Origin of the sequence: Larkinella knui (assembly GCF_003858645.1) — a bacterium.
Classification (GTDB): Bacteria; Bacteroidota; Bacteroidia; order Cytophagales; family Spirosomataceae; genus Larkinella; species Larkinella knui.
Genome location: NZ_RQJP01000002.1, coordinates 261858 through 275816 on the forward strand (window position 1 = coordinate 261858; position 13959 = coordinate 275816).

Genomic DNA, 13959 nt, shown 5'->3' on the forward strand with positions numbered 1-13959 from the left:
TAATCCTCAGGCCACTTCCTTCTCCCAGTCAACTTTATACGAAAGCACCTCTTCCGACGCTTTGGCCCCCTGTTTGATAAAAAACGGCAACACCAGATCGCGGAACCAGACGGCAACCGGATTGGTCACCATTTTTCCATTGCCGGTACGCCGGGCCTGTTTGACGATTTTTTCAACACGCTCCCGGCGCAGGCTCTCAAATTTGGCAAAGCCATGCTCCACTTTCAACGAATCCCGCAGGCATTGGGCCAGAACGGCGGCATCTTCCAGCGCCAGCGACGCGCCCTGTCCGGAATGCGGTGAGGTGGCATGAGCCGCATCGCCCACCAGACACACCAGCCCTTTGTGCCAGGTCGGCAGCGAAGGCATGTCGTAGACGGGCCATTTGCCAATTTCGCCCGGCGTCGACTCAATAATTTCCGGAACCGGTGCCGGGTCATTCCCGTGATTATGAAGCAGTTGCTGCCGCCAGGCATCGGCGGAAATCGCGTTCAGTTCATGGCGTTTCGGCTCCTTTGGCCAGGGGACGTTGCTGAACCAGTACACCTCTCCATCCGGTTTGGCGATGTAACCAAAAAAAGCTTTTTTACCGAATATCATCTGCATGGCTCCTGAGGTCGACAACCCGGCCGGGCACTGGGCAAAACCGCCACAGTCGACCATACCGGTATACGCCGGTCGGGGAGCATTCGGCAAAATGAGTTGGCGGGTCCGGGAATGAATGCCGTCGCAACCGATCAGAAAATTCCCTTCGGCGGATGTTCCGTCTTCAAACCGGGCCGTTATATTCTGAAAACCGTTCAGTTGAATACCGGTAAGTTTTTTACCATACTGCACCGGAATGTTCCGGCGAATGGCTTCGTCGCGCAGCACCTGCTGCAACCGCCCCCGTTTGATCATGACATTTCGGCTCCCAAACCGCTCTTCTTCGTCGCTGCTTTCCAGTTGCGCCAGCAGTTTGCCGTCACCGTTGAAAAAATCCATGCCCACCGAATGAAAACCGTCCGCTGCCAGTAAATGATCGATGTCGAGGGCTTTTAGGACATTGACGCCGTTGGGCGCCAGATTCAGAAAGGCACCGGCTTCGTCCCTTCCGGCGGGTTGCGACTCGTAAATTTCGGCGTCGATCCCCACTTGCTGTAAAAAAAGGGCGACCACCGGTCCGGCAATGCCGCAACCAATGATGAGGGCTTTTCGGGAAGTCGTCATATCTCGTTCTTTCGGAGTTGATGAACCAAAAGTAGGGCGGCTTTCCCAGCGATGCCCGCCGATTTTCGCGAACCGCCATTTTTGAACGACGAGCGTACAATTCCAACCGACCGGGCGCGTTGCTTTCCAACACGCCGGTCTTGAACAAGCCTAATTTTCACCTTTTAAAACACCCCTCAAACCATGAACGCAGCCAAAACCGCCCTGGTACTGATCGAGTACCAACATGATTTTACCTCGCCGGGAGGCACTTTGCACGACGCCGTCAAGGGCGTCATGGACTCCACCCACATGCTGGAGAATACGAAAGATCTCCTCAATAAAGCCCGGGAAGCTGGCGTCACCGTCATCCATTCCCCGATTAGTTTTCACGATGGTTACTACGAAATTACGGCCCATCCGTACGGTATTTTGAAAGGCGTGGTCGACAGTCAGTCGTTTCGGAAAGGAACCTGGGGCGTCGAGATTGTCGATGATGTAAAACCGCAGCCGGGCGAAATCGTACTGGAAGGGAAACGGGGCCTCGATGCGTTCGCAAGCACCAATCTGGACTTTATCCTCCGCAGCAAAGGCATCGAAACCATTGCCCTGGGCGGTTTTCTGACCAATTGCTGCGTCGAATCGACCATGCGCTCCGGCTATGAAAAAGGCTTTGAAGTGATCACTTTGACGGATTGTACGGCCACGCTGAGCGAAGAAGAGCAGAACTTTGCCTGCGCGAAAAACTTCCCGATGTTTTCCAAACCGATGACGCACGACCAATTTCTGGACGAACTTTCGGGCGAAAAAGTAACGGAAGTGGCCGGACGCGGGTATTCGGCGTAAGAATTTTAAATTTCACCGGGGCCGCGCAGGTGGCCCCGGTGAAATTCTTCACACAAAAGCCACCGCGTCGATTTCTACCAGATAATCCGGATTGCCCAGGCCAGCTACGAAAAGAACGGAAACGGTTGGGGCGGCTGTCAGGTAGTGCTGCGACGCCTTGAAACCCGTCATCACATCCTGCCCCTGAACCAGGTAAATGGTCAGTTTCACCACGTTTTCAAAAGTGGCACCACAGGCTTCCAGGGCGGTTTGAAGGTTTTTCATCGTCTGCTCGGTCTGACTGGCCAGATCGCCTTTCCCGATGAGTTCGTTGTTTTCGTTAACCGCATTCTGTCCACCGATGTAAACGGTTTTGCCGCTGCCTTCCGTGATGATGGCTTGCGAAAAGGCCGGGCTTTTCATCATTCCTGCGGGATTTACCCGCTGAATCTTGCTCATAATGCCTGAAGTGGTTGGATGAATCGACCAAATGGAACCGGGTACTTTTTAAACGAACCTGAAGGTAAGTCACTTCCCCTTAAGCCATTAACTACTACGGGCAACGTTCGGTTTACAAGAATTTCAGTCTGTATAGAATCGGTGTGCTGGAACGAAACGAAGGACCGGATCAACCCTAATTCCTGGTTGAGTAGAAAAGCACGGGCGAACGGTTCGTGCTTTTTCTTTTTTCATTAACTTACATGCCTATCTACCGAAAAACCGTTGTTATGAAGAAATTTTCGCTGTTAGTTATTACGTTTTGGCTGGCTCTGGCGGCAACGGCCCAGGTTCCCGCCCTCATCGACCGGCAGTTGATTTTCGGTGATCCGGAGATTACCAGTGCCCAGCTTTCGCCCAACGGAGCCTATATGTCGTTCATCAAACCGTATAAAGGCACCCGGAATATCTGGGTAAAAAAACGCGACGATCCATTCACGGCGGCCAAGCCCATGACGGCCGATACCCTGCGCCCCATTCGTACGTACTTCTGGTCGCGCGATGGCAAGTTTCTGCTTTTTTCGCAGGATAAAGGGGGTGACGAAAATTTCAACATCTACGCGGTCAATCCCGCTGAACCGCTGAAAACCGGGCAGGATGTGCCCCTGGCGCGCGACCTAACCAATCTGAAGGGTGTGCGCGTGGCGATTTATCGGGTGCCTAAAACCGATCCGAATGCGCTGTATATTGGCTTGAACGACCGCGATAAAGCCTGGCATGATCTTTACAAACTAAACCTGACGACGGGCGAAAAAACGCTCGTCCGCAAGAATACCGACCGCGTTACGGGCTGGATTTTCGACTGGGACGACAAACTCCGGCTGGCCACCAGCACCGCTCCCGACGGCAGCTCGGACCTCCTGCGGGTCGACGATGCGGGCATGACCAAGGTCTATTCGACGTCGATTAACGAAACCAGTTACCCGGTTGGCTTCCACAAAGACAATCAGCGGGTTTATCTGGTTACTAATAAAGAAAAGTCTGATCTTCAGAAACTTATCCTGTTTAACCCCGTCACGCTGAAAGAGCAGTCGGCCGAATCGGATCCGATGAAAAAGGTTGATTTTGGGGAAATCCTTATTTCGGAAGTCACCAGAGAACCGATTTTTACTACTTATACCGACGATCGTCTGCGCCGGTACTGGAAAGACAAAGCTTTTGAAAAGGATTTTCAGTTCATTCTGCGGGAGCTTCCGGGCGTGGATATTTTGTTCGGTTCGTCCACCGACGATGAGCAATACTGGTTGCTTTCGGCCACGAGCGACACCGATCCCGGCGCTACGTTTCTGTTCGACCGCAAAACCAAGGAGCTGACGTTCCAATACCGCCCCCGCCCGAAACTGCCGATCAACGACCTTGCCCGGATGGAAGCCGTGACCTACAAATCGTCGGACGGGCTCGAAATTCCGGCGTTTCTGACGCTGCCCAAAGGGCGTGACCATAAAAACCTGCCGGTGGTGATCGTGCCCCACGGCGGACCCTGGGCGCGCGATTTCTGGGGGTATAATGCCTACCACCAGTTTCTGGCCAACCGCGGTTATGCGGTTTTGTCGATGAATTTCCGGGCGTCTACCGGCTATGGCAAAGCGTTTCTGAACGCGGGCAACAAGCAGTGGGGCGAAAAAATGCAGGACGACATCACCTGGGGCGTTAAGTATTTGATCGATCAGGGCATCGCCGATCCGAAGCGCGTCGGCATCATGGGCGGGTCGTACGGCGGATATGCTACGCTGGCTGGTCTGGCTTTTACACCCGACGTCTACGCGGCTGGGGTCGCCATCGTCGCACCGTCCAACATCATTACGCTGCTCAATTCCATTCCGGCGTATTGGGAAGCCGACCGCAAACGGTTATACGAACGCATGGCCGACCCCAACACCCCCGAAGGCAAAGCCCAGCTGATGAGACAGTCGCCGTTATTTTCGGCGGATAAAATCAAATCCCCGTTGCTGGTGGTTCAGGGGGCCAACGATCCGCGCGTCAACAAAGCCGAGTCCGATCAGATTGTGATTGCCCTCCGCGAGCGCGGTTTTCCCGTCGAATACATTTGCGCACCCGACGAAGGCCACGGTTTTGCGCGGCCCGTCAACAACATGGCGATGCTGGCGATGGCGGAGAAATTTCTGGCCAAACACCTGGGTGGACGGTATCAGGAATCCATGCCGGAGAATGTAGCCAAACGCCTGAAGGAAATTACGGTGGATGTAAAAACCGTGCAGTTGGCCGAGAAGAAATAAGTACCCACGGTCGGACGGCCGCTGCCGTCCGACCGTGGTACGTAATCGCACACCCCGTGCGAAACCGCACGTTTTAACTAAGTCCTGTTTTTATAATACACTGATTTTAAGACTATTACTAGTTGGCATGCCGTTTGGATACCTTTTGTCAAGGTAACACAACAAATGGACAGAGAACTAGCGCCCGAAATCGTCAGGCAAAGCCGGACCAGAAACTACACCATTGCGGCCGTCGTGGTGATCGTTGCGGTGGTTGCCATCTACTTCTTTCGGAATGTACTGAAAACCTCCATCGAAGCCTCCCGGATTCGGACGGCAACGGCGGAGGTTGGCCCGGTCGAGAATTCGCTGAACGCGACGGGCGAAGTCATTCCGGCCTACGAACAAATCATCACCAGCCCCATCCGCGCCAGCATCCGGCGCGTGCTGATGACACCCGGTACACAGATCAAACCGGGTCAGGCCATTCTGGATCTGGACAAATCCATGACCATCATCGACTTCGAGAAAATGCAGGACCAGCTGGCCCTCAAACGCAACAGCATCGAGCAATTGCGGATGAAGCTAAACAAAAACCTCTTCGATGCTGAAGCCGACGATCAGATTAAATCACTCAACATCAACCGTTTAAAGGCCGAACTGGAAGACACCCGGCGCTTGCAGAAAGTCGGTGGCCGGACGCAGGAAGACGTCACCCGCGCCGAAAATAACCTCCGCATTGCCGAACTGGAAAAGAAAAAACTGGAAAACGACCTCTCCTACAACCGCCAGTCGATGGGTGCCAGCCTGAAGGAAACGACGTTGCAGGCGCAGATCGAGGAGAAAAATCTGAAAGAACTAAACCGCAAACTGAATCAGGCCAACATCATCGCCGACCGGCCGGGCGTGCTGACCTGGGTAAACGAGAACATCGGCTCGGCCGTCAACGAAGGTGAAATTCTGGCGAAACTGGCCGATCTGGGCAGTTTTCGGATCGAAGGTTCCTGCTCCGATATCTACGCCGATCAGGTAAAAGCCGGTTTGCCGGTCATTGTCAAAGTCAACGAAACCAATTTGCGCGGCCTCATCACGCAGGTAAAACCGGCCGTAAAAAACGGAGTCGTGCAGTTCGTGGTGCAGTTGAACGACAACCACCACGCTTCCCTGCGGCCCAATATGAAAGTGGAAGTGTTCGTCGTGACCAGCCAGACCGCTCGGGCCGTCAGGGTGGCCAATGGCCCGGCGTTCAAAGGCAAGAAATCCCAGTTCGTTTACATCCTGAATGACAAAGGAATGGCGCAACGCCGGGAAATAGAGGTCGGTTTGTCAAACTTCGATTTTGTGGAGGTGAAAAGCGGTATTCAGCCGGGCGAAAAAGTCATTATCACCGACTTGAGCGAGTTCGAGCATTTGCAGGAAATTACCATCGACAACAAAACTAACTGATTTTTGATGGGAACGCGGATTGAACGGATCGAACAGATCGAAACGGATAAATCAGTTTTTAATCCGTTGCATCCGTTCAATCCGCGTTCCCATCAAAACATTCAAATCAATGAAGATAATTTGTACATACCTTCTGCTGTTCGTTAGCGTCGTTGCTGTTGCCCAGCCGCAGGTGCTGACGCTGAACGATGTGGTGCAGATGGCAAAGTCGCAGTCGATTTCGGCGAAACAGGCGGCCACGCAGAAGCAAACCAGCTACTGGCAATACCGCACGTTTCAGGCCGGTTTCAAACCGCAACTGAGCCTCGACGGTTCGCTGCCCAACTTCGAACGGTCTTTTATCCAGGTGACGCAGCCCGACGGTACGATTAGTTTTCAGCCGATTTCCAACAACAATTCCGTCTTGAATCTCTCACTGAGCCAGAACATTGCGCCAACCGGCGGGTCGGTTTTTGTGCAGAAACAGATTCAGCGGTTTGATGATTTCCAGCGCAATAACCGCCTTTACAACGGGATTCCGTTTGCCGTCGGGTTCAAACAGCCGTTGTTTCAGTTCAACCCGATGAAGTGGGATCGAAAAATTGAACCGTTGAAATACCAGGAAAGCAACCAGTTCTTCATCGAGTCGATGGAAAAAGTAACGGTTTCGGCCACGGCCTATTATTTTGACTTGCTGGTGGCCCAGGTTAATTTGCAGATTGCCGAGAAAAACCTGAGCAACAACGACACGCTGTATAAGATTGCCCAACACAAACTGGATTTGGGGAAAATCTCGCAAAATGACATCCTGCAATTGCAAATGGGCGTTCTGACGGCGAAAAAGGAATTCGCATCGGCCCGCCAGAACGCCGAAATCGCTTCATTAAGCCTGCGGTCGTATATGGGCTATCGTGACGACCGGAAGCTGGAACTAGTCGTTCCGACGCAACTCAACGAGCTAACCATCGACGTGCAGAAAGCCCTGAATGAAGCCTTTAACAACCGCTCCGATGCGATTGCTTTCCGCCGAAGAGCCCTGGAAGCGCAGCGGGATGTGGACAAAGCCCGCAAAGACAACGGTCTGAATGCCACGCTGAATGCGGCTTTCGGGCTGTCGAACCGGGGCGCGAATCTGGCGGATATTTACGTCCGTCCGCAGGATCGGGAATACCTCGAAGTGCAGTTTGTGTTGCCCATCATGACGTGGGGACGCGCCCAGGCCCGAACCGAAACCGCCAAAGCCACGCAGCAGCTCGTGACGCAAACCGTGGAGCAGGATAAACTCACGTTCGAGCAGGCGATTTACACGCAGGTGACGCTGCTGCAAATGCTGCAACAACAGGTGAAGCTCACCGCCGAAGCAGATGCGATTGGTCAGCAACGCTACCAGATTGCCCAAAACCGCTTCATTCTGAGTGACCTGAGTGTAACCGACCTCGGTATTGCGATGCAGGAAAAAGACCGCGCCCGGCGTGATGCGATTCTGGCCCTGCGCGATTACTGGACGGCTTTTTACACGATCCGCCTGCTGACGCTGTACGATTTTGAACGCAATGAAAAAATCAAATACTAACATGATCAACCTTACGAACATCGAAAAAGTGTACCGCACCAGCAGCATCGAGACGCTGGCGCTGAACAACATCAACCTCAACATCCGCAAGGGCGAATTCGTCTCCATCATGGGGCCGTCGGGCTGCGGCAAATCGACGCTGCTCAACATCATGGGACTGCTCGACGAACCCTCGAAAGGCACCGTCGAACTGGATGGACAGCGGGTTTCGACCTACCGCGACAAGGAACTGGCCCGGTTGCGCAACGAGAAAATCGGCTTTATTTTCCAGAGTTTCCATTTGATCAACGATTTATCGGTGGTCGACAATGTGGAAATACCGCTGCTCTACCGCTCTACCAACGGAAAACCGCGCCAGACCTACGCCAAAGAGGCCCTGGAAAAAGTGGGATTGAGCAACCGCATCAAGCACTTTCCAAAGCAGTTGTCAGGCGGACAGAAACAGCGGGTCGCCATCGCCCGCGCCATTGTCGGCCAACCGGAGATCATCCTGGCCGATGAACCAACGGGCAACCTCGACAGCGCGATGGGCAACGAAATCATGAACATCCTGCAAACGCTCAACAACGAAGGCGCCACGATCATCATGGTCACGCACGACGAAAACATGGCCAAACGCACCCACCGGCTCATCCGGCTTTTCGACGGAACGCAGGTGCAATAATTGTGATTGAGCGAATGAGTGATTGAGTGAAAAAATCAATCACCGAGCCGCTCAATCGCTAAACCACTCAATCACTCAATGAAATGCTAACGAACTACATAAAAATCGCCTGGAAGGTGCTCCTGCGGCATCCGTTTTACACCTTCATTACCCTCTTCGGTATCAGTCTGACCCTGACGGTGCTGATGGTGCTGACCTCGTTTCTCGACCATTTGTTCGGGAGCCATTACCCGGAAACCAAACGCGACCGGTCGCTCTACATCATGCAGATGAGAACCCAGGATTCGACCAGAACCGGCAGCAGTTCGGGGCCGATGAGCTTCAAATTTCTGACGGAATACGCCAAATCGCTGAAAACCGCCGAGCGGGTCACGATCTGTACCTTTGTCAATAGCTCCAACGCCTACGTGGGTTCGCAGAAAATCAAGCTTAACACCAAGTATACCGACGCGGATTTCTGGGAGGTTGCTGAGTTTGAGTTTCTGGAAGGCAAGCCCTACAACGAACAGAATATTGCCAACAGCGATCAGGTCGTCGTCATTACGGACGACTTCAAAAAGCACTATTTTGGCAAAACCGAAGCGTCCGTCATTGGCAAAGACGTCGAAATTGAAAACCTGCATTACCGCGTCATTGGGGTGGTGAAAGGCAGTCCGGTTACCCGCCCGTTTACCTACGCCGATGTCTACTATCCGTATACAACGCCCAAAAGTAATTACCAGCGAACCGGTATGCGGGGTGGTTATGTAGCGATTTTGCTGGCCAAAAAGAAGTCCGATCTGAAGGCCGTTCAGGATGAATTCCAGAATAACATCCGCCGAATTCCGCTGCCGGGCGTTGAGGATGGGTATAAATTTGCGTATGTGGAAGTGAAAAGCGAGCCGTATGTGGAAAACTTTACCGGTACACTCCTGAATGGCAACAAAGGAATAAAAACGATCTTTTTCGGGGTCATCGCCTTCATTCTGTTTATGCTCATGGGACTTCCGGCCATCAATCTGGTGAACGTCAACGTCAGCCGGATTATGGAACGGGCTTCGGAAATCGGCATTCGGAAAGCCTTCGGGGCTCCCGTCCGGACCCTCATGTGGCAGTTCATCATCGAAAATATTTTTATCACGTTCATCGGTGGAGGCATTGCCCTCATTCTGACGCTGGTCATTATTCAATTGATCAACAGCAGCGGGATGATTGCCTACGCCGACCTGACGATCAACGTGAATGTCTTCCTGGTGAGCCTGTTGGTGTGCCTGGTGTTCGGCCTGTTATCCGGTGTCCTGCCCGCCCTCCGCATGTCGAAACTCAAAATCGCCGAAGCACTTAAATCTTAATGAGTGATTTAGCTATTGAGTGATGCACCACCACAGAGTTAGTCACTCATTCGCTCAATCACACAATCACTCATTCACTCAATAAACTGCCATGATCCGTCATCTTTTAAAATTAATCTGGAACAAGAAGAAAGCCCATTCGCTGCTGCTGGTGGAGATTTGGGCTTCGTTTCTGGTCCTTTTCGGACTCACTTCACTGCTTGTCTATAACATCAGTAAATATCAGGAGCCTATTGGTTTTACGTATGAAAACGTTTGGGCGGTGAGTTTACGGAGTAATCGGGATACCACCGACCTGGCCGAAAAAATCCAACGGGTTTTGCAACGCATAAAGACTTATCCCGAGGTCGAATCGGCTACTCAAATGAGCAGCAACTTCCCCTTTTCGCAGAGTTCGATGAGTAACGGCGTCGACTATAAGAAAAAACATGTTATGGCGGATTTTTACGCCACCGACGAAAATTTTGCCCAAACGCTCAACATGCCCGTAACCGAAGGCCGTTGGTACCGAAGTGCCGATAGCGTCGGAAAATATACCCCGATCGTTATCAACCAAAAGGCCAAAGAAGCGTTTTTTGAGAATGAATTGCCGTTGGGCAAAATCATTGGCGACCGTTTCAAAGTGATGGGTGTCGTCAATACGTTCAAAGCAAAAGGCGAATTTATGGCGAATACACCGGCTATCTTTGAGCTTCTGGACCCAAAGTCTTCGTGGCATGATTTGTTCCTAATTCGGGTCCGGCCCGGAACCGATGCTCTTTTTGAGGCCAAACTTGTAAAAGATATTACCCTCATGGTGGACGAATGGAGCGTGGAAGTCGATCATCTCACGGACTCACGCAAAAATCAACACAACCTGACACTCGTGCCGGTTATTATTTTCCTTACTGTGTCGGGTTTCCTGCTGATCAACGTCGCCCTCGGGCTGTTTGGCGTCCTGAATCTGAGCATTGCCAAACGCCGGGGCGAAATCGGTTTGCGCCGGGCGCTGGGAGCCACCGGCAACGGGATTTCGGAACAATTCATCGGCGAAATCTGGGTCCTGGCCACGTTCGCGCTGCTGATCGGACTCCTGTTTGCGGCTCAATTTCCGCTGATGAACGTCTTCGATATTCAGGCCGGTGTTTACCTGACGGCCATAGCGATCTCGATCGTCGTCATCTACGGAATTGTCACGCTCTGTGCGTTATTTCCCAGCCGCCTGGCCGCACGGATTCAACCGGCAGTGGCGTTGCATGAGGAATAATTTAACTGTTACACAGGGTTGATCAGAGAACATCAGAGGTTACCAGAGAAATACTTTGATTAACCCTGTTGTCCTCTGATCAACCCTGTGTAACAACTTTTCACTATTTTGCCTCACATGCTTCTTATCATTGACGACGATATTGCGGTTCAGACTTCCCTCTCGCTCCTGCTGCGGAGGGACGGTTTCACGGTGAAAACCGCCGAGAATCCGGTTCAGGCGCTGGAAGCACTCGACGCTGAGACGCCGGAACTGGTGTTGCTGGACATGAACTTTTCCATCGAAACCTCCGGCGAGGAAGGCCTGAAAATGCTGAACATGATCCGGGCGGGGTATCCGGCGGTTCCGGTTATTCTGATTACGGGCTGGGGAACCATCGATCTGGCCGTTCAGGGTATGAAAGCCGGGGCCAAAGATTTCATTACCAAACCGTGGCAGAACGACTACGTGCTCCAATCCATTCGGACTACTTTAAACTTATCCCGGCAAAAACCGGCTCAGCCGCTGTCGCCCAGCCGTCAGAAACTCGACCAGCAGTACCAGTTTGAACACATCGTCGGCGAAGATCCCAAACTGCTCGACATTCTGGAAACCATCGGCCGCGTTTCGCCCACCGACGCTCCGGTTTTGATTACGGGCGAAAGCGGCACGGGCAAAGAGTTGATTGCCGAAGCCATTCACCAGAACAGCCGGCGCCGGGGCAAACCGTTCGTGAAGGTCAATCTGGGCGGTATTTCGTCGACCCTGTTCGAAAGCGAACTGTTCGGCCACCTGCGGGGTGCTTTTACCGATGCCAAATCCGACCGCGTCGGGCGGTTTGAACTCGCCAACAAAGGCAGCATTTTTCTGGACGAAATCGGGGACCTCGATCTGTCGAGCCAGGTCAAACTGCTGCGCGTGTTGCAGGACCGGACCTTCGAGCCGCTGGGCAGCAGCCGGAGCAAATCCGTCGATGTGCGGGTGATCTGCGCCACCAACCGGAATCTGGAAGAAATGGTGGCCAAAGGCACATTCCGCGAAGACCTGTTTTACCGCATCAACCTCATCACCGTCAAGCTCCCGGCCCTGCGCGAACGCCCGGACGACATTCCGCCCTTGGTCACGTATTTTGTCAACAACCTGAAAACCATTTATGAACGCCCGAAACTGAACGTCAATCCGTCGGCCCTGAAGTGGGCGCGAAATCTGGCATTACCGGGTAATATTCGCCAGTTGAAAAACATCGTGGAACGGACGGTTTTGCTATCGACCAAAGATGAACTGGCGATCAGCGATTTTCAGAAACACGTTCCGCAATCGACCGTTCGGCAGGAATCGATCCGCTTACCCGAAATCGGCACCATTACGCTCGACGAGCTGGAACACCAGATGATTCGCCGGGCGATGGATTTTTACAATAACCGGGTTTCCAAAGTGGCGCGGGCACTGGGCATTACGCGGTTTGCGCTGTATCGCAGGCTGGAAAAATACGGAATTCCATTTGATGGGAACGCGGATTGAACGGATTGAGCGGATTAAAACAGATTCATTTTATCCGTTAAAATCTGTTTCATCCGTTCAATCCGCGTTCCCATTCCCTTATCTTGGGTTCATGAAACTTTCCCTGCGGACGAAATACCTGCTGTACATGGTCGCGATTCATGCGGCTTTGATTTTCCTCATTTTCATATGGCTTCAGGAAAACAAGCCGCTATTTATCGTTTCGGAGGTGCTGGTGCTGCTGTCGGTGCTGGTCGCCATCCAGATTTATCAGGCTTTCGGGCAACCATCGCAATTCATTTCGGCGGGCATTGAAGCGATCAAGGACAAGGATTTTACGATCAAGTTCGTGCCGACCGGCAACCGGGAAGTCGACGGGCTGATCGACGTCTACAACCTCATGATCGACCAGCTTCGTGAGGAACGCACCAAGCAAATGGAACAGCAGTTTTTTCTGGAAAAGCTCATCGAAGCCTCCCCCATCGCCACGCTGATTTTTGACTTCGACCGGCGCATTTCGTCGGCCAATCCAAAAGCAACAGTCTTGCTGCAACGCCCGGCCGACCAGCTAACCGGGCGATATTTATCAGAAATCGATCATCCCCTGCTGAACCAGTTGCTGGAAGACGATGCAAGCGAAACCAGAACCCTGAAAGGAACCGGTATTGAAACCTACCGGGTTCAGCGTTCTCACTTCATGGACCGCGGTTTTCGGCGCGATTTTCTGCTGATCGAGGAGTTGACGAGTGAGATTCTGGAATCCGAAAAAAAGGCCTACAGCAAAGTCATTCGAATGATGGCCCACGAAGTGAACAACTCCATCGGTGCCATCAACTCCATTCTGAATGTCACCAAAGCTTACATGGATTCACCTGACCAGGAGGACGTTAGCCACGCGCTTCAGATTGCCATCGAGCGCAACGACCGGCTAAATCTTTTCATGCGCCGGTTTGCCGATGTGGTCCGGTTACCCATTCCCCACAAAAAAAACACGGATTTGGCCGAAGTGATGCGCAATGTCAGCCGGTTGATGCAGCCCCAGGCAGACGGACGCAAAGTTCATCTCCGGTATGACCTGCCTGCCCACCCGGTTTTCGTTGCGGTCGATGTCGTACAGATGGAACAGGTGCTGGTCAACATTATTAAAAACGCCATCGAAGCCTGCGTTGCCGGACAAACCGTCGAAGTTCTGGTTACCACTGAACACCTGATTGTCCGCGACAATGGCAACCCCATCAGCCCGGACCTGGAAACGAACCTGTTCAACCCGTTTTTCAGTACCAAACCCGACGGGCAGGGCATCGGCCTGACCCTCACCCGCGACATTCTGCTCAACCACGGTTTCTCTTTCTCCCTCAAAACCAACCCCAACGGCTGGACGGAATTTACGATTCTCTTCTAATGTACCCACGGACCGGCGGGCGTCTCTGTTGAGTCCGTAGGTACGGTTTTCTAAAATTTTTCAAAAAATAATCGCAACTCTAGCATTGATCAAATGAAGTTGTACCTTTGCT

Annotated in this window: 11 protein-coding genes; 9 read left to right on the top strand and 2 right to left on the bottom strand. The window is 52.6% G+C overall.

Going from position 1 to position 13959, the window contains the following annotated elements; translation table 11 throughout:
* Nucleotides 1-6 precede the first annotated feature (6 nt).
* The gene (locus tag EHT87_RS10035) at nucleotides 7-1209 is read right to left on the bottom strand and encodes an FAD-dependent oxidoreductase (protein WP_124906498.1); all 1203 of its coding nucleotides are present in this window, start codon (nucleotides 1207-1209) and stop codon (nucleotides 7-9) included.
* Between the two features lie 183 nt (nucleotides 1210-1392).
* On the opposite strand from EHT87_RS10035, the gene EHT87_RS10040 reads away from it, so the two are divergent.
* A complete protein-coding gene (locus EHT87_RS10040) occupies nucleotides 1393-2034 on the top strand; it encodes a cysteine hydrolase family protein (RefSeq protein ID WP_124906499.1) in 642 nt (213 codons plus the stop codon).
* Nucleotides 2035-2082: 48 nt separating this feature from the next.
* Here EHT87_RS10040 and EHT87_RS10045 read toward each other — a convergent pair whose 3' ends face one another.
* Nucleotides 2083-2472 carry a RidA family protein gene (locus tag EHT87_RS10045; protein ID WP_229320974.1) on the bottom strand — a complete coding sequence of 130 codons (390 nt, stop codon included), beginning with the start codon at nucleotides 2470-2472 and terminating at the stop codon, nucleotides 2083-2085.
* A 269-nt stretch (nucleotides 2473-2741) separates the two neighbouring features.
* Here EHT87_RS10045 and EHT87_RS10050 point away from each other — a divergent pair, with 269 nt between their 5' ends.
* From EHT87_RS10050 to EHT87_RS10085, 8 genes are all read left to right on the top strand, one after another.
* A complete protein-coding gene (locus EHT87_RS10050) occupies nucleotides 2742-4748 on the top strand; it encodes a S9 family peptidase (RefSeq protein WP_221622005.1) in 2007 nt (668 codons plus the stop codon).
* A 165-nt stretch (nucleotides 4749-4913) separates the two neighbouring features.
* Nucleotides 4914-6173 carry an efflux RND transporter periplasmic adaptor subunit gene (locus EHT87_RS10055; protein ID WP_124906502.1) on the top strand — a complete coding sequence of 420 codons (1260 nt, stop codon included), beginning with the start codon at nucleotides 4914-4916 and terminating at the stop codon, nucleotides 6171-6173.
* Between the two features lie 109 nt (nucleotides 6174-6282).
* A complete protein-coding gene (locus EHT87_RS10060) occupies nucleotides 6283-7725 on the top strand; it encodes a TolC family protein (RefSeq protein ID WP_124906503.1) in 1443 nt (480 codons plus the stop codon).
* Nucleotide 7726: 1 nt separating this feature from the next.
* On the top strand, nucleotides 7727-8389 hold the full coding sequence (locus EHT87_RS10065) for an ABC transporter ATP-binding protein (RefSeq protein WP_124906504.1): 663 nt from the start codon (nucleotides 7727-7729) through the stop codon (nucleotides 8387-8389).
* Nucleotides 8390-8472: 83 nt separating this feature from the next.
* Nucleotides 8473-9720, top strand: coding sequence for an ABC transporter permease (locus tag EHT87_RS10070; protein WP_124906505.1), 1248 nt, complete (start codon nucleotides 8473-8475; stop codon nucleotides 9718-9720).
* A gap of 91 nt (nucleotides 9721-9811) precedes the next feature.
* Nucleotides 9812-10966 (top strand): ABC transporter permease, encoded by a 1155-nt coding sequence (locus EHT87_RS10075; protein WP_124906506.1) that lies wholly within the window; start codon nucleotides 9812-9814, stop codon nucleotides 10964-10966.
* A gap of 117 nt (nucleotides 10967-11083) precedes the next feature.
* On the top strand, nucleotides 11084-12466 hold the full coding sequence (locus EHT87_RS10080) for a sigma-54-dependent transcriptional regulator (protein ID WP_124906507.1): 1383 nt from the start codon (nucleotides 11084-11086) through the stop codon (nucleotides 12464-12466).
* Between the two features lie 91 nt (nucleotides 12467-12557).
* Entirely contained in the window at nucleotides 12558-13847 is a 1290-nt protein-coding gene (locus tag EHT87_RS10085; protein WP_124906508.1) for a sensor histidine kinase, read from the top strand.
* Nucleotides 13848-13959: the final 112 nt, after the last annotated feature.